This is a genomic window from Bradyrhizobium sp. USDA 4506 (assembly GCF_054058795.1).
Window position 1 is genome coordinate 5,751,879 of record NZ_JBSSBM010000002.1, and the last position, 14,638, is coordinate 5,766,516.

16 protein-coding genes are annotated in these 14,638 nt (G+C 66.1%); 9 read left to right on the forward strand and 7 right to left on the reverse strand.

Translation table 11 applies throughout. The features are described 5' to 3' along the window. The first annotated feature begins 250 nt into the window (after positions 1–250). Positions 251–1,192, forward strand: a complete 942-nt coding sequence (locus ACVIHF_RS29350; protein ID WP_253638643.1) for an aldo/keto reductase — start codon at positions 251–253, stop codon at positions 1,190–1,192. 67 nt (positions 1,193–1,259) lie between these two features. On the opposite strand, the gene ACVIHF_RS29355 is transcribed toward ACVIHF_RS29350, so the two are convergent. The 3 genes from ACVIHF_RS29355 to ACVIHF_RS29365 all read right to left on the reverse strand — a co-directional run bounded on the left by ACVIHF_RS29355 (position 1,260) and on the right by ACVIHF_RS29365 (position 4,494). After that, positions 1,260–1,604, reverse strand: coding sequence for an endonuclease domain-containing protein (locus tag ACVIHF_RS29355; RefSeq protein ID WP_253606874.1), 345 nt, complete (start codon positions 1,602–1,604; stop codon positions 1,260–1,262). 80 nt (positions 1,605–1,684) lie between these two features. Continuing rightward, the gene (locus ACVIHF_RS29360) at positions 1,685–2,914 is read right to left on the reverse strand and encodes a DUF1501 domain-containing protein (protein WP_456792942.1); all 1,230 of its coding nucleotides are present in this window, start codon (positions 2,912–2,914) and stop codon (positions 1,685–1,687) included. After that, positions 2,911–4,494 (reverse strand): DUF1800 domain-containing protein, encoded by a 1,584-nt coding sequence (locus ACVIHF_RS29365; protein WP_456792943.1) that lies wholly within the window; start codon positions 4,492–4,494, stop codon positions 2,911–2,913. Before ACVIHF_RS29365 ends, ACVIHF_RS29360 begins: the two co-directional genes overlap by 4 nt. A 315-nt stretch (positions 4,495–4,809) precedes the next feature. Here ACVIHF_RS29365 and ACVIHF_RS29370 point away from each other — a divergent pair, with 315 nt between their 5' ends. Continuing rightward, positions 4,810–5,484, forward strand: coding sequence for an HAD family hydrolase (locus tag ACVIHF_RS29370; protein WP_456792944.1), 675 nt, complete (start codon positions 4,810–4,812; stop codon positions 5,482–5,484). A 70-nt stretch (positions 5,485–5,554) separates the two neighbouring features. On the opposite strand, the gene ACVIHF_RS29375 is transcribed toward ACVIHF_RS29370, so the two are convergent. After that, a complete protein-coding gene (locus tag ACVIHF_RS29375; protein WP_456792945.1) occupies positions 5,555–5,971 on the reverse strand; it encodes a hypothetical protein in 417 nt (138 codons plus the stop codon). A 17-nt stretch (positions 5,972–5,988) separates the two neighbouring features. Further along, entirely contained in the window at positions 5,989–6,585 is a 597-nt protein-coding gene (locus tag ACVIHF_RS29380; protein WP_456792946.1) for a TetR/AcrR family transcriptional regulator, read from the reverse strand. A gap of 88 nt (positions 6,586–6,673) precedes the next feature. On the opposite strand from ACVIHF_RS29380, the gene ACVIHF_RS29385 reads away from it, so the two are divergent. After that, the gene (locus tag ACVIHF_RS29385) at positions 6,674–7,465 is read left to right on the forward strand and encodes a crotonase/enoyl-CoA hydratase family protein (protein ID WP_456792947.1); all 792 of its coding nucleotides are present in this window, start codon (positions 6,674–6,676) and stop codon (positions 7,463–7,465) included. A 118-nt stretch (positions 7,466–7,583) separates the two neighbouring features. On the opposite strand, the gene ACVIHF_RS29390 is transcribed toward ACVIHF_RS29385, so the two are convergent. Next, positions 7,584–8,291 (reverse strand): glutathione binding-like protein, encoded by a 708-nt coding sequence (locus tag ACVIHF_RS29390; RefSeq protein ID WP_253606867.1) that lies wholly within the window; start codon positions 8,289–8,291, stop codon positions 7,584–7,586. Here ACVIHF_RS29390 and ACVIHF_RS29395 point away from each other — a divergent pair. Genes ACVIHF_RS29395 through ACVIHF_RS29405 form a run of 3 tightly spaced genes read left to right on the forward strand, consistent with a single transcriptional unit; the run spans position 8,290 to position 10,286 of the window. Further along, positions 8,290–8,469 (forward strand): hypothetical protein, encoded by a 180-nt coding sequence (locus tag ACVIHF_RS29395; RefSeq protein ID WP_456792948.1) that lies wholly within the window; start codon positions 8,290–8,292, stop codon positions 8,467–8,469. The genes ACVIHF_RS29390 and ACVIHF_RS29395 overlap by 2 nt on opposite strands. Before the next feature lie 48 nt (positions 8,470–8,517). Continuing rightward, entirely contained in the window at positions 8,518–9,633 is a 1,116-nt protein-coding gene (locus ACVIHF_RS29400) for an MBL fold metallo-hydrolase (RefSeq protein WP_456792949.1), read from the forward strand. Beyond that, the gene (locus ACVIHF_RS29405; protein WP_456792950.1) at positions 9,630–10,286 is read left to right on the forward strand and encodes an SCO family protein; all 657 of its coding nucleotides are present in this window, start codon (positions 9,630–9,632) and stop codon (positions 10,284–10,286) included. Before ACVIHF_RS29400 ends, ACVIHF_RS29405 begins: the two co-directional genes overlap by 4 nt. A gap of 168 nt (positions 10,287–10,454) precedes the next feature. On the opposite strand, the gene ACVIHF_RS29410 is transcribed toward ACVIHF_RS29405, so the two are convergent. Beyond that, entirely contained in the window at positions 10,455–10,688 is a 234-nt protein-coding gene (locus tag ACVIHF_RS29410; protein WP_092085244.1) for a hypothetical protein, read from the reverse strand. A gap of 285 nt (positions 10,689–10,973) precedes the next feature. On the opposite strand from ACVIHF_RS29410, the gene ACVIHF_RS29415 reads away from it, so the two are divergent. From ACVIHF_RS29415 to ACVIHF_RS29425, 3 genes are all read left to right on the forward strand, one after another. Next, a complete protein-coding gene (locus ACVIHF_RS29415; RefSeq protein WP_092085114.1) occupies positions 10,974–11,876 on the forward strand; it encodes a LysR substrate-binding domain-containing protein in 903 nt (300 codons plus the stop codon). Then, a complete protein-coding gene (locus ACVIHF_RS29420; protein ID WP_456792951.1) occupies positions 11,869–13,089 on the forward strand; it encodes an NAD(P)-binding domain-containing protein in 1,221 nt (406 codons plus the stop codon). Before ACVIHF_RS29415 ends, ACVIHF_RS29420 begins: the two co-directional genes overlap by 8 nt. Positions 13,090–13,256: 167 nt before the next feature. Further along, entirely contained in the window at positions 13,257–14,297 is a 1,041-nt protein-coding gene (locus ACVIHF_RS29425) for an acyltransferase family protein (protein WP_176937003.1), read from the forward strand. Positions 14,298–14,638 lie beyond the last annotated feature (341 nt).

Below are 14,638 nucleotides of genomic sequence, written 5' to 3' on the forward strand. Positions count from 1 at the left end.
GATTGAACAGAGGTGTCACCGGCACGTTACAAAGCCCGGCTAGGCTTCCGCTCGCGCAGATCAGGCCCCCCGTCTCAGATCTTCGCCAAGCGGTCCCCGTCAGTCGCCGCGTCTGACCGGGACCGCTTTTTTTGCGGCATCTCATTTTGCGACATCGTCATGCGTGATCGGCGGTAGGACGGCACCTTGCCGGGCCCTAGTGTGCTTGTCACAATACGCGGCACCCTCGCCTATCCCACAGGATTGTCTCATGGAAATTCGTAATCTCGGCGGCTCCGGGCTGCGCGTGTCCGCGGTCGGCCTCGGCTGCAACAATTTCGGCCAGCGCACCGACCTCGAGACCTCGCGCAAGGTGATCCACAAGGCGATCGATCTCGGCATCACGCTGTTCGACACCGCCGACATCTATGCCGGCATGGGCGGCTCGGAGACCGTGCTCGGCACCGTGCTGGGCGACCGCCGCAAGGACATCGTGCTCGCCACCAAATTCTCCAAGCCGATGGCGACCGACGGCACCAAGCAGGGCGCCTCGCGGCGCTACATCATGTCCGCAGTCGAAGCGAGCCTCACTCGCCTGAAGACCGACTATATCGATCTCTACCAGCAGCACGACTACGATCCGCTCACCCCGATCGACGAGACGCTGCGCGCGCTCGACGATCTCGTCCGCCAGGGCAAGGTGCGCTACATCGGCAACTCCAACTTCCCGGCTTGGCGGATCGCCGAAGCCGAGTACGTCGCGCGCCAGATGAACGTGAACCGCTTCGTGTCCTGCCAGGACGAATACAGCCTCCTGGTGCGCGACATCGAGAAGGACCTGCTGCCGGCGACGCAGCAATACAATCTCGGCCTGCTGCCGTTCTTCCCGCTCGCCAGCGGCCTCTTGACCGGCAAGTACCAGCGCGGCGCCGCTGCACCCGCCGATACCCGCTTCGCCAAGGCGCCGGCCCTGAAGGATCGCTACGTCACGCCGCGCAACGAGGACATCGTCGAGAAGCTGCAGGCGTTTGCCAGGGAGCGCGGCCACGCCATGCTCGAGCTCGCCTTCTCCTGGCTCGCCGCCCGCCCGCAAGTCGCAAGCGTCATCGCCGGGGCGACGCGTCCCGAGCAGATCGAGCAGAACGTCAAGGCGATCAGCTGGAAGCTCTCCGCGGAGGAGATGGCGGAGATCGATGGGATAACGAAGGCGTGAAGCGAACGGCACTCTCTCCGCTCCCTCTCCCCGTCCTTCACGGGGAGAGGGTTGGGGTGAGGGGCATCTATCCGCGCAACTCAGTCTGAATTGTAATCAACACACCCTCGACGTTGCCGAGCACATCGTTGTTCCAGAAGCGAAGCACGCGATAGCCCTCCCCGGTGAGATACCGGTCCCGGACCACGTCTGCAGCTGAGTCCGCGTGCTGACCGCCATCCACTTCGATCACGAGCCGTCGCTCGCGGCAGACGAAGTCGCAAATGTAACTCCCGACCGGCACCTGCCGTGCGAACTTATGGCCATCAATCTGGCGATTGCGGATGCGATTCCAAAGCACGGTCTCCGCGTCCGTTTGATTGGCGCGCAGCCCTCTCGCGAGTCGGATAGGTGTTTCCTTGCGGCCACGCATTGCCCTGCCCCTCACCCGGAAGCAACGCGATGCGTCGCTTCCGACCTCTCCCCGCAAAGAGCGGGGAGAGGTTGAGGAAGTCAAGCCACCAGCCCCTTCATCGGCTTTACCGGGGCGCTGTCCGGAAACACGGCATCGGCCAGCACGCGCTCGCCGAGGCCGAACTGGTCGTGCAGCACGCCCTTGATCACAGCGCGCAGGTCGGTGGTCGGGGCGAGGTCGCGGGCCTGGTAGAGATTGGCGGGCTTGAGGCCGGGCCAGTCGGTGATCATGCGGCCGCCATTCACCGCGCCGCCGGCGAGCAGCGCGATGGTACCGGTGCCGTGGTCGGTGCCCTCGGTGCCGTTGATCCGCGCGGTGCGACCGAACTCGGTCGCGACCACGATCACGGTGTCGCGCCAGCGCGCGCCGAGGCCGCTCTGGAATTCCGCCAGCGCGCCGTCGAGGCCGCCGAGCAGCTGCGCGAGCCGGCCGACCGGCCCGCCTTCATTGGCGTGGGTGTCCCAGCCGTCGAAGGCGAGCGCGCCGATCCGCGGGCCGTCATCGGTCGCCATCAATTTCGCGGTGCCGCGCGCCACAAGGCGCATCGCCGCCACACCGCCCGCTCCGGGCTTCGGCTTCATCTCGTCGCCCTGCGCCTGCTTCTCGAGCTGCAAACCTTGCGTCAGCGCGCTCGCCAGCGCCGGATCGCGGTGCTGATAGAGATCGAGCAGGCGCATCGCGGTGTCGTCGGCGGCTTGCGGCAGCGCGGTCGGGGCCCACCCCACGGTTGGCGCCGCGCCGCGCAGCACCAGCGGCGTGGTCGGGCCGACCGCGAGCGCGCTCGTCACCCGCTCGCCTTTCGGCAAGGCTTCGAGCGCGCGGTTGAGCCAGCCGGACTGCACGCGGCCCGGACCGGGGAAGCCGCTCTCCAGCACATCCTGGCCATCGAAATGCGAGCGATCGCGATACGAGGTCGCCACCGCATGAACCACCGCGGCCTGCTTGGCGCGATACATCCGCGAAAATTCCGGCATCGCCGGATGCAGGCCGAAGAACTGATCCAGCATCACCGCCGCGTTCGGGCCATCGGGGCGCAGCGCGATCGCGCCGTGCAGGCCGGCATAATCAGGATCGCCGACCGGTGCGACGGTGGCGAGGCCGTCGAGTGCACCGCGCAGGATGATGGTGACGAAGCGCGGATCGCGGCCATCGGCGGCGCGCGCGAATTTCGGCAAGTAAGCCCAGGCCGCAAAGGAGGCGCCGCCGAGCAGCAGCGCGCGCCGCGACGTCGCCTGCAGCATCAGGCTCTCGGAGCATTCCATCGTCATCTCCTCTGGAACTCGGGCGACATCAACAGCAGCGCCAGCGCCTGCTGCCGCGATTCCGCGCGCTCGATGGTGCGCCGCGTCTCGAGCGAGGCGGCATCGGCGGCAATGAGCTCGAGCAGGTCGCGCGGGTCGAACCGGTCGGCGAGCTGGGAGGCGACTTGCGCCGAGATGTCGAGCCTGAGCTTGACGCCTTCAGGTGCCGCCCAGGCCGCGGCGGTGTCCGGAAAACCGTTCGGCCCGGCCGGCGACCACAAGGGCTGGCCGAGTACGTTGAGGCCGTTGAGATAGCGGCCCGGATCCTCGGGATTGCGCGCCAGCAGGCGGCCGGAAGCGACCAGGAACTCGTAAGGCGAACGCATCTTTGTCAGTGGCGCCTGCCAGGCCTCGCTGGACTGAACGAGCGCGGTGGCCAGCGCCCGGAGATCGCCGTCCGTTTTCGTGAACATATCCTGCAACCTCGCCACCAGCGCCGGCGGCGGATCGTCGGCGACGAAGTGGCGCGCGAGTTTGGTCGCAATGAATTTTGCGGTCGAGGGATGCCGCGCGATGTCCGACAGCACCGCCTCGCCCTGCGCGACGCCGGCCTGCGCGTAGGTCTTGCCGAGCACCCGCTGCGGTCCGGGCTGGTGCGCATTGGCATTGAACACGAAGCTGCCGGGGGTGCCGAGCCGGCCACGGCGGCCGGCAAAGGTCCAGCCGGTGATGACGCGCGCCAGCGCCGTCACGTCGTCCTGGGTGTAGCCGCCGCCGACGCCGAGCGTATGCAGCTCCATGATCTCGCGCGCGAGATTCTCGTTCAGGCCGCGATTGCGGTTGATGCCGGTGCGTGACTCCGGGCCGAGCGATTGCTGATTGTCGAGAAAGAACAGCATCGCCGGATGCTGCTCGACGGCCTTCAGCATGTCCGGGAAACGGCCGAGCACATGCGGACGGATCGCCTCGCGCTCGAACGAGCCGGCCCACATCCGCGCCAGCGCGCCCTTGTTGGCGGAGATGCAGAAGTGGTTGGACCAGAACACCACGAGCCGCTCGACGAAGCCGCAATCGGCGATCACGCCGCGCTGCAGGCGCGCCAGCGCCTCGGCGCGGAACGTCTTCTGGATGATGTTGGGCGGCTCCGCCGGCGGCTTGGGCGGATTGGCCGCCGCCTGCATCGTCGGAGGCTGCATCGTCGCCGACGGCATCATCGCCGCATTGGCGTTGTCGACCGCCTGCGCCTGCATCGCCGGATCCTTGCCGGCGATCTCCTTGGCGGCCGTGGACAGCGACAGATTGCGCCGCTGCGCCGGCTTTGCGTCGGACCCTTGCGGCGGTGTCTCGCTCGCGCCTTGCTGCGCGACCTTCGCGGCATTGCGCGCCTGCTGGATCTCGAACTGATAGTCGAACACCTGCTTGCCGAGCTCCGGCGTCGAGAGCAGGCCCGGCACTTCGAGCAGCGCGCCGTTCGGACGCGCCAGTTCCGCCAGCACGAAACCGCGCGGATCGGAGGCGGCGTTGATGAAGTCGCCGGACGCCCCGCCGCGGGCACCGAATCCAAACCGGTTGAGGGCAACCAGCGCGGCTTGCGAATCACGGGCCATCAGAATTCCCTTAACGGCCTATCCCGGCTATATCAGTTGCCTGGCATCATAGCGCGGTCCGGGATGAACCCGAGATTAATTCGCGCATTAAATCGCGGTTAGAATGGACCTCTCGTCAAACGATCGTTCCAAACCAGCATCTCCGCGCCAGCTTGCCTGCACGGCATGCGGCAGCGAATTTTCCTGCTCGCTCACCGGAGCATGCTGGTGCTGCGATGAGAGTTTTCGCCTGCCGATGCCGACCGATAGCGGCGACTGCCTGTGCCCCGCATGCTTGCGGAAGCTCGCGGAACAGCAAGCAGCGGTGAGCGCCACGTGAACGCACGCTGGACCGTCGGCGCCGTCCTGCTCGACATGGACGGCACGCTGCTCGACACCGAGAAGGTTTACTTCGACAGCCTGGTCGCGGCGCTGAACGTGTGCGGCTACACCGACGACGTCGTCGCGCTGTGCCACTCCATGGTCGGGCTTCCCGGCCCGGTCTGCGAGGCGATGCTGCGCGACCATTACGGCGCGGCGTTTCCGCTCGCGGACGTCAACCAAGCGTTTCTCGAACATCGCGATCGGATGATGCGGTCGGGCCTGCCGCTCAAATTAGGCACGCTCGCTCTGCTCGATGCGCTCGCGCTTGCGGAGCGCCCGATGGCGATCGTCACCTCGTCATCGCGCCGCTCGGCCGAACGCAACCTCACCCTCGCCGGCATCCGCGCGCGCTTCGACACGCTGCTGACGCTTGACGATGTCGCGCAGGGCAAGCCGGATCCCGAGCTCTATCTCAAGGCCGCCGCGCGGCTCGGCGTGAGGCCGGCGTCCTGCATCGCGGTGGAAGACTCCAACCACGGTGTCGCCGCCGCCCACGCCGCCGGCGCGATCACGCTGATGGTGCCGGACATGGCGCCGCCGACCGACGAGACCCGCGCGAAATGCGCGGCCGTGCTGCCGGATCTCAATGCCGTGCTGGCGCTGCTGCAGGAGCGCGGCGCGCTTTAGCTCGTGATGAGCTTAGGTCAAGAAACGCTGTGCTCCCTCTCCCTTGTTCTTACGGGGAGAGGGTTGCTCACTAAAGATTGCGCTTTGCCCACCAGGCCAGCGCCTGCTCGGTCGTCTTATCTTTGAAGAAGGCGGAGAGTTTTGCGACCGCATCCCAATCGTAATGTTCTTGGGACGCGCACAGTTCCTTTCCATTCTTGTCGAGCAGAGACAGATAGTATCGCCCGTCAAGGGTGCGCTGCTGCCTCAGTTGATCAACAACCCTGGCTGCGGGGCTGATCGGTATCTGCACATCGTCAACGGGGAGCTCTACTCGGGCAGTGATCGCCGGATGCCCCTCTCGGCAAATCAGATCAGAAGTCTGCTCGTCTTCAGTGTGCTGCCGTTGGACCGTCCAGTGATGTCCGTGGTCGCAATGATAGTGCCGGAAGACTCTCATCAGATCCTTGATATGGTTGGGCGGTCCATGGACGCTTTCCACATACATTATTTTCGGAGCGCGCCCTACCCCCGCCTGCGTCCCGGCTTCCCCAGCGCCGTCTCGATCAGCGTGCGTGCCGCCTCGCCGGCCGTCTCCATATAGCTGGCGTCGCGGTGCAGCAGCACCACGGCGAATGATCCGTCCAGCAGCAAGAGGATCTGCCGCGCCAGCTTGAGCGGATCGGCGATCCCCTGCTCCGCAAAGGTCGCGCGCAGCCAGTCCTCGAACTTCTTCTTGTGCGCGGCGCCGATCCTGATCGCGGGATGCCCGGGCATGTTGGCGAGCTCGGCGGAGGTACGCAGGAAGCCGCAGCCCTTCCACTTCGGATGCCGCGCCGAGTGCGCGAGGTTCTTGAAGATCGCCTCGACCTTCACCGGCAGGCCACCCTCGGCCTCCGCGAACCACTTTCGGAACAGCGCGAGATTGGGCTGGTCGCGCGCGGCGAGATAGGCGGCGACCAGATCGTCCTTGCTCTTGAAGTGGTAGTACAGCGTGCGCTTGGTGAGGCCGGCCTTGGCCGCGACCTCGTCGACGCTGACGCGGCGAATGCCTTCATTGTAGAACAGCGCGCTCGCCGCCTGGACGATGCGCTCGCGGGTGGGCTCGGAGGGTCTGGGCATGGCGCGTATGTATACTAACCAGTGAATATACACAAATCGCGGCTGGCCCTACATTCGGCCGGGACACACAAATGCTGGAGACTGCATCATGCCCGCCCCCATCCTGCTCGAGATCAGCGACGGGATCGCCCTGATCACCCTGAACCGTCCCGAGCAGCTCAACGCGCTGAATTATGCGCTGATCGATCAGCTGATGGCCGCGCTCGACCGCATCGAGGGCGACGCTGAGGTGCGCGCCGTGATCCTGACCGGCGCCGGCGAGCGCGCCTTCTCGGCCGGCGCCGACATCAAGGAGTTTTCCGAGAGCGTCAAGCAGGGCGCCGCCGTCGCGGTGCGCGACTTCGTCCGCCGCGGCCAGGCCATGACCGCGCGGCTCGAGGCATTCAAGAAGCCCGTGATCGCCGCGGTCAACGGGCTCGCCTTCGGCGGCGGCTGCGAGATCACCGAGGCGGTGCATCTCGCTGTCGCCAGCGACCGCGCGCAATTTGCAAAGCCCGAGATCAAGCTCGGCATGCCGCCGACCTTCGGCGGCACGCAGCGACTGCCGCGGCTGGCGGGACGCAAGCGCGGACTTGAATTGCTGCTGACGGGCGATCCGTTCCCGCCCGAGCATGCGCGCGAGATCGGGCTGGTCAATCAGGTCGTGCCGCACGATCAGCTGCTGACCGCCGCGCGCGAACTCGCCGGCCGGATCACCAGGCATTCGCCCGGATCGGTCGCCGGCACCATCACCGCGGTGACTCGCGGGCTCAACATGCCGATTGCCGAGGGCCTTTTGGTCGAGAGCGAGCAGTTCGCCGCGCTGGTGCCGGGCCGCGATCTCGCCGAGGGGCTCGCGGCGTGGAAGGAACGGCGGCCGGCGAGGTATGTCGGGGCTTGAAAACCCGCGAGTGCTACATCCGTCATTGCGAGCGAAGCGAAGCAATCCATCGACCCGCATACGCGGAAAGATGGATTGCTTCGTCGCTTCGCTCCTCGCAATGACGGAGGAGTTCGCCCTACCGCACGACCGCCGCGGTCTGCCCGAACAGCAACTTGCGCTCTTCCTCGGTGCGGATCGCGGGCTGGCCGAAATTCGGATTGACCTCCTTCGCCTTGGCATAGGCGCGCACGGTCGCCGGGCGCTTGCCGATCGTCTCCAACCAGCGCTTCAGATGCGGGAAATCGTCGATCTCCTGGCCCTGGTTCTTGTAGGGCACGACCCACGGATAGCTCGCCATGTCGGCGATCGAGTAGTCGCCGGCGACGAATTCGCGGTCGGCGAGCCGCTTGTTGAGCACGCCGTAGAGCCGGTTGGTCTCGTTGACGTAGCGGTCGATCGCGTAAGGCAGCTTCTCGACGGCGTAGTTGCGGAAATGGTGGTTCTGCCCGGCCATCGGCCCGAGCCCGCCCATCTGCCAGAACGTCCACTGGATCGCGTCATAGCGGCCATGGATATCGGCCGGCAGGAATTGTCCGGTCTTCTCGGCGAGATAGAGCAGGATCGCGCCGGACTCGAACAGCTGTAGCGGCTTGCCGCCGCCCTTCGGCGCGTGATCGAGAATTGCGGGGATGCGGTTGTTCGGCGCGATCTGCAAAAACTCCGGCTTGAACTGATCGCCTTTGCCGATGTTCACCGGGAAAATCCTGTACTCCAATCCGGTCTCCTCAAGGAACATCGTTACCTTGTGACCGTTCGGCGTGGACCAGTAGTGGAGATCGATCATGGGCGTGATCCTGCATTGCCAGGGACTGCCGATGTCGCGCATCGGCGAGAAAGATGCGAATGCATGGAGTTGGGCGCATAACCGCAGCCAAGTCAATGGCGCGCGCATTGCACCGCGCGCGAATGTGATCTGCAAGCAGCGCAAGTGCCCGATTGAGCCGCGTCCCGATTGCTCCTAGGCTCAACGTGTTTGGTATTGAAAAGTTTTCAAAACACGGGGGATTGCGATGACACGGGATTTGGCACGACGTGATTTCCTGAAAGGTTCGGCGGCGCTCGCCGGCGCCGCAGCCGCGGGCGCCTTCTCCTGCGTCGAGATCGCGAGCGCCGCACCGATCGAGGTGCCGACCGTCGACAAGCTCTCGATCCGCGTGCTGGTCGATTCCAGCTTCGATTTGTTCTTCAAGCCGAAGCAGTCGGGCGGCGTCACCATCGCGCCGCCGCCGCGCTCCGCCGACTACCAGAAGTCGCTGCACAATGAATGGGGCCTGTCGCTGTGGCTGGAGTCGGAGGCCAAGGGCGCGCAGCGCACGCTGATGCTCGACTACGGCTACACGCCGGAAGTGCTGCTCAACAACATGGCGCTGGTCGGCGTCGATCCGGCGAAGCTCGATGCCCTGATCGTGAGCCACGGGCATTACGACCATTTCGGCGGCCTCAACGGCCTCCTCGACAAATTCCGCGACAAGCTGCCGGCCGACGTGAAGCTCTATGCCGGCGGCGAGGACAATTTCTGCCACCGCGTCAGCGCAACGCCGACCAAGGGCCAGTTCAACGATTTCGGCACGCTCGACCGCCGCCAGCTCGCGGCGCAGCGCGTCACCACGGTGCTGTGCGAGACCCCGACCGTGATCGCGGGCCATGCCTTCACCACCGGCAAGATCACCCGCCGCAGCATCGAGCGTGTGCTGCCGCAGACCTGGGTCGAGTTCGGCATCAAGGACGGGCTCGGCTGCAATGCCAGTCACTATCTGCCGGCCGAGATGGACGGCAAGATCGTGCCCGACGAGCACATCCATGAGCACGCCACCTGCTTCAACGTGCGGGACTTCGGCCTCGTCGTGATCTCGTCCTGCGGCCATGTCGGCATCGTCAATTCGGTGAAGCAGGCACAGGAGGTCTCCGGCATCCAGAAGGTGCACGCCATCGTCGGCGGCTTCCATCTCGGACCGGCGCCGAAGGACTACCTCACCGAGGTCGTCGCCGAGATCAAGAAGCTCGACCCCGACGTGCTGATCCCGATGCATTGCTCCGGGCTCAACTTCGTGCAGGAGGCGACCGCGCAGATGGGCGACAAGGTGCTGGTCACGACGACGGGCAGCCGCCTCTCCTTCGGCATATGATCGCGCCGATCCAGCGCGTCATTGCATTCGCTGGCGCGGGCCTGGCATTCGCCGGCGCCGGCCTGTGGCTGACGCTGGCGCCGGTGCTGGCGGGCGATGCGCCGCCGCAATCGGCGCGCTCGGCCGCCGAGATCATGGACATCCTGATGTGGAACAGGGAGCCGGTCGGCGGCCCGTTCGCGCTGACCGATCAGGCTGGCCATGAACGCACCGACAAGGAGTTTCGCGGCAAGCTGATGCTGATCTATTTCGGCTTCACCACCTGTCCCGACGTCTGCCCGACCGATCTGCAGGCGATCGGGCTTGTGCTCGACAGGCTCGGCCGCGACGGCGACCAGGTGCAACCGATCTTCATCACGGTCGATCCCGAGCGCGACACCGCGGCCCACCTCGCAGACTACGTGCCGATGTTCCACCCGCGCCTGATCGGGCTGACCGGCAAGCTGGATGCGATCCGCAAGCTCGCTGATGCCTACAAGGTCTACTTCGCGCGGGTGCCGCTGAAGGATGCCGGCGACTACACCGTCGATCACACCGCCTACATCTATTTGATGGACCGCGAGGGCAATTATCTCGGCTTCTTTCCGCCGGGGACGTCGGCCGACCGGATGGTCGAGATCATCCGGCCACGGCTCGCCGAACCGGGACGCTAGTGCCGCAACGGCAGTGCCCTCCCTCTCCCGCTTGCGGGGGAGGGTCGGGGTGGGGGTTCTCTCCACGAGTCACATCGTGGAGAGAGCCCCCACCCGGATTGCATCTGCGATGCAATCCGACCTCCCCCGCAAGCGGGAGAGGTGAAGAAGGCATCGACTGGTTTCGCATCACTGCATCCGCCCGTGCGCGCGCAAGAATGTCTCGCCGCTTTCCGTCACCATTACTCGTATGCCCTCGACCGAGGGACGGCGCGCGACGTAGCCGCGATCGACGGCGTCCTCCCAGATCGTCAGCCGCGGGCATGAGGTGCGCCAGACCTCGAGCACCTCGGCATAAGGCCGCGGCTCGCGCGCCACCCATTCCACGAGATCGAGCACCAGGCTATCCGCCGTCTCTGCCATCATACATCTCCCGCAAGTCGTGATCGTGCGCCCCTTCTCCCCGCCTGCGGGGAGAAGGTCGGGATGAGGGGGAGTCTCCACGAGGGCGGTTACAGTGGGACTCGCGGAGACTCCCCCTCACCCGGATCGCATCTGGCGATGCGATCCGACCTCTCCCCGCAAGCGAGGCGAGGTACGTCAACCGCGCCGCATTAGCCCAAATCACAGCAACCATATTTCTGCGCCGCTTGGCCTCTTCCGGCAAACTGAGTTATCTTGACCTTGCATCAGTTTTCCTGAGGGTTCATGCGGCGGCTGCTCTTCCTCAACGGCATCAAGGCGTTCGAAGCCGCGGCGCGGACCGGCAGCTTCGCGGCGGCGGGCAGCGAGCTCAATGTCTCGGCCGCCGCGATCAGCCGGATGGTGCATCTGCTCGAGGAGCGGCTCGGCGTCGCGCTGTTCGAGCGCAAGGCCAACCGCCTCGTCACCACTCCGGCGGGCCGCGCCTATCAGGGCGGGCTGACGCCGATCTTCGACGCGCTGGCGAGCCTCACCGCGCAGGTCACGGCATCCGCGAGCGCGCGGGTGCTGACCGTCGGCGTCGGACCGACCTTTGCGCTGAAATGGATGATTCCGCACCTTGCCGAGTTCCGCAAAGCGGAGCCCGACATCGAGGTGCGGATCACGACCGGCGGCATGGCGGTGCCGTTCGCCGACGACTGGAGCTGCGGCATCCAGCTCGGCGACGGCCAGTGGCCGGGCCTCGTCGCCGAGCCGCTGTTTGCCGCCGATCTGATGCCGGTGTGCACGGCGCGGCTCGCCAACACCCTGAAGCGCCCCGCCGACCTCAAGGGCCCGAGCCTGATCCGCGTCGCGCATTCGCCCGACGACTGGCCGTCCTGGCTGAAGGCCGCGGGCGTGCCGCGCCTGACCGCGCGCGGGCCGGAATTCCAGTTCTACGGCCAGGCGCTGCAGGCAGCTAGCGACGGGCTCGGTATCGCGATGGGCATTCGGCCCTATATCGACGACGATCTCGCCGCCGGCCGGCTGGTGGCGCCGTTTGCGCTCAGCGTGCCGAAGGGCATGCGCTGGTATCTGGTCTATCGCGGCTTCCACGCCGAGCAGCGCGATTTCACCGCGTTCCGGCGCTGGATCATCCGCGCCGCGGCGGAGCCCGCCGCCCGCCGCAAGGGATCGCGCAGTGCCTGACGACGCAGTCGATACGCTGGTGATCGGCGGCGGCCAGGCCGGGCTCACCATGAGCCATCGGCTGAAGCAGCGCGGCATCGCCCATCTGGTGCTGGAGCGGGGTCGCATCGCCGAGCGCTGGCGCAGCGAACGCTGGGACGGCCTCATGTTCCAGTTTCCGAACTGGTCGGTGCGGCTACCGGATTTCGCGTTTCCGCACAGCGATCCCGACGGCTTCTCGGACACCGCTGCCATCATCGCCTTCATTGAGAACTACGCCGCGTTCGTCGCGCCGCCGATCCGCTCCGGCGTCGCGGTCACGAAGCTGCGCCGCGACGCCGGCGGTTTCCTCGCCGAATTTGCCGGCGGCAGCATCGTCGCCCGCAGTGTTGTCATCGCCACGGGCCCCTATCAACGGCCGCTGCGGCCGGACCTCCTGCGCGATCACCCCGGCCTGTTCCAGGTCGATGCCGCCGGCTACAGGAATCCCGCGCAATTGCCTGACGGCGCGGTGCTGGTGGTCGGTGCCGGCGCCTCGGGTGCGCAGATCGCCGAAGAGCTGATGCGCGCCGGCCGCGATGTCTTCCTCTCGGTCGGCCGTCACAACCGCCTGCCGCGCCGCTATCGCGGCCGCGACCTGATCTGGTGGCTGGCCGAGATGGGCATCGACCGGACGCCGGTCGAGCAGCGCGGCCCGTCGCGGCTGCTGCCGGTGATTTCCGGCGCCCATGGCGGCCACACCGTCGATTTCCGCCGCTTCGCCGCCGGCGGCGTGACCCTGCTCGGCCGCGTGACGGCGGCGCGCGACGGCGTGCTCGAGATCGCGCCCGATCTCGCCGCCAACATCGCCAATGGCGACGCCTATTACGCGACGTTCCTCGGGATCGTCGACGACTTCGTCGCGGCGCGCGGCCTCGATCATCCCGAAGATCCGTTGGCGCGCCTCCGCCTGCCCGATCCGCCGTGCCTCACCGCGCCGCTCAATGCGATCGACCTGCGCGCCGCGCGGATCAGGAGCGTGATCTGGGCCACCGGCTACGGCCTCGATCTGAACTGGATCGACATACCGGTGCTGGATGCCGACGGGGCGCCGCGACATCGCCACGGCGTCTCCGACGTGCCGGGCCTCTATTTCCTCGGCCTGCAATGGCTGTCGAAGATGAAATCCTCGTTCCTGTCAGGCGTCGGCGACGATGCCGCGGTGCTCGCCGACCACATCGCCGGCCGCGGCTAGCGGGAGGCGGAAGACCGGGCAATATCGAGCAGCCCGAGGCTGCCGCGGCCGGTAACCCTAGACGAAAGGTCGTTGCTCGCTTCAGTTGTCAACGAAACCGGACGACTGTAAGGGTTGCAAACCACCTCAACGGGTGGCCGCATATTGAAATTGATATCAGGTTGAGCATGGGTCCAATTGCTGGTCCGCGCCCGGAGGAGGATTCTGCCGGGCCACGCTCCGAATCGCTCGATGCGCTAAGGGGCCTCGCGATCTCGGCGGTCATTGCCCGCCACTACTTCGAATTCAAGTACGGCATGCTGGGCGTCGACCTGTTCTTCGTCGTCAGCGGCTTTTTGATCGGCGGCATCCTGCTCGATAGCCGCGAACAGCGCGGTTACTTCTCGTCGTTCTATGGCCGGCGCGCGTTCCGGATCCTGCCGCTGTACTGGCTGCTGCTGTTGATCGCGACGCCCGATCACTGGGGCTATTACCTGTTCTTCCTGCAGGCCGTGCCGTGGTTGCAGTTCGGTTATCCCATGACCGAGCCGACATTCGTCAGCTGGACACTCGCGATCGAGGAGCAGTTTTACCTGATCCTGCCGCTCCTGATCTGGTCGCTGCCGCGGGAATGGCTGGTCCGCGTCCTCTGGTGCGGCGTGCTGATCGCCCCGGTCTGTCGCTGGCTGTTCCACGCGCACCTGCCCGACCTCTCCTGGGAGTTCTTGCTGCCCTGCCGGCTCGACGAGCTGTTCGGCGGCGTTCTGCTGGCGTGCTTTGTGCGCGGCTACTGCCGCTCCCCTCTAGTGTGGACAGCGCTCGCCTGCGTGCCGATGCTTTGCGATCTGACCTATGCGGCGGCGTTTGGACCGTTCTCCTTCCTCGGGATATCGGCGTTCGCCTGCGGCGTCATCGTGTGGGCCGGGATCAACGTACAGAAGACGGTGTTGCTCAAGCCGTTCATCTGGCCCGGGCGCCGCTGCTATGCGCTCTATCTCTTCCACCTGATCGTGCTGAACATCTTCCTGTCCCTCGATTTTGGTGCATGGTCGGGTCTCATCGCGCTTCCGATCGTCTGCGTCCTTGCCGAGATCAGCTGGCGCGCGATCGAATCCCCGCTCATCGACTACGCGAAACGCCGGTTTGCGCGGGTTCGGCCGGTCGCGCGGCCGGCCTGCTGTCGGTGCGACACAAGAAAGCCCGCGAACGCCGAAGCGTCGCGGGCTTAGCAGGATGGCCGCGCCGCCGGGCATGGCGACGCCGCAGGCACAAACGCTAAAGATTGCCGGCTGGCGGCATTCCCTCGATCATGTGGCGCAACATGGCAGTCGCCTGTTGGGCGTCGAACAGATTGGTCCCGCTCGGTTCATGCTTCGCCGGATGAGCGGTGTGCTCGTTGTACGTCGCTGCACCTCTCCCGCTTGCGGGGGAGGTCGTATCGTATCGAAGATGCGATACGGGTGGGGGCTCTCTCCACACTGTGACTCGTGGAGAGAGCCCCCACCCCAACCCTCCCCCGCAAGCGTGTTTGGTCCCTGCTGATTGGTTTGATGGAATCGGTGTAGAACGA

Excerpts from the sequence above, each read along its gene's own strand:
- ACVIHF_RS29390 (WP_253606867.1), bottom strand. The coding sequence starts at position 8,291 with ATGATCGATCTCCACTACTGGTCCACGCCGAACGGTCACAAGGTAACG.
- ACVIHF_RS29380 (WP_456792946.1), bottom strand. The coding sequence starts at position 6,585 with ATGCCCAGACCCTCCGAGCCCACCCGCGAGCGCATCGTCCAGGCGGCG.
- ACVIHF_RS29410 (WP_092085244.1), bottom strand. The coding sequence starts at position 10,688 with ATGGCAGAGACGGCGGATAGCCTGGTGCTCGATCTCGTGGAATGGGTG.
- ACVIHF_RS29425 (WP_176937003.1), top strand. The coding sequence starts at position 13,257 with ATGGGTCCAATTGCTGGTCCGCGCCCGGAGGAGGATTCTGCCGGGCCA.
- ACVIHF_RS29360 (WP_456792942.1), bottom strand. The coding sequence starts at position 2,914 with ATGACGATGGAATGCTCCGAGAGCCTGATGCTGCAGGCGACGTCGCGG.
- ACVIHF_RS29415 (WP_092085114.1), top strand. The coding sequence starts at position 10,974 with ATGCGGCGGCTGCTCTTCCTCAACGGCATCAAGGCGTTCGAAGCCGCG.
- ACVIHF_RS29400 (WP_456792949.1), top strand. The coding sequence starts at position 8,518 with ATGACACGGGATTTGGCACGACGTGATTTCCTGAAAGGTTCGGCGGCG.
- ACVIHF_RS29395 (WP_456792948.1), top strand. The coding sequence starts at position 8,290 with ATGGGCGTGATCCTGCATTGCCAGGGACTGCCGATGTCGCGCATCGGC.
- ACVIHF_RS29350 (WP_253638643.1), top strand. The coding sequence starts at position 251 with ATGGAAATTCGTAATCTCGGCGGCTCCGGGCTGCGCGTGTCCGCGGTC.
- ACVIHF_RS29355 (WP_253606874.1), bottom strand. The coding sequence starts at position 1,604 with ATGCGTGGCCGCAAGGAAACACCTATCCGACTCGCGAGAGGGCTGCGC.
- ACVIHF_RS29375 (WP_456792945.1), bottom strand. The coding sequence starts at position 5,971 with ATGTATGTGGAAAGCGTCCATGGACCGCCCAACCATATCAAGGATCTG.
- ACVIHF_RS29365 (WP_456792943.1), bottom strand. The coding sequence starts at position 4,494 with ATGGCCCGTGATTCGCAAGCCGCGCTGGTTGCCCTCAACCGGTTTGGA.
- ACVIHF_RS29385 (WP_456792947.1), top strand. The coding sequence starts at position 6,674 with ATGCCCGCCCCCATCCTGCTCGAGATCAGCGACGGGATCGCCCTGATC.
- ACVIHF_RS29405 (WP_456792950.1), top strand. The coding sequence starts at position 9,630 with ATGATCGCGCCGATCCAGCGCGTCATTGCATTCGCTGGCGCGGGCCTG.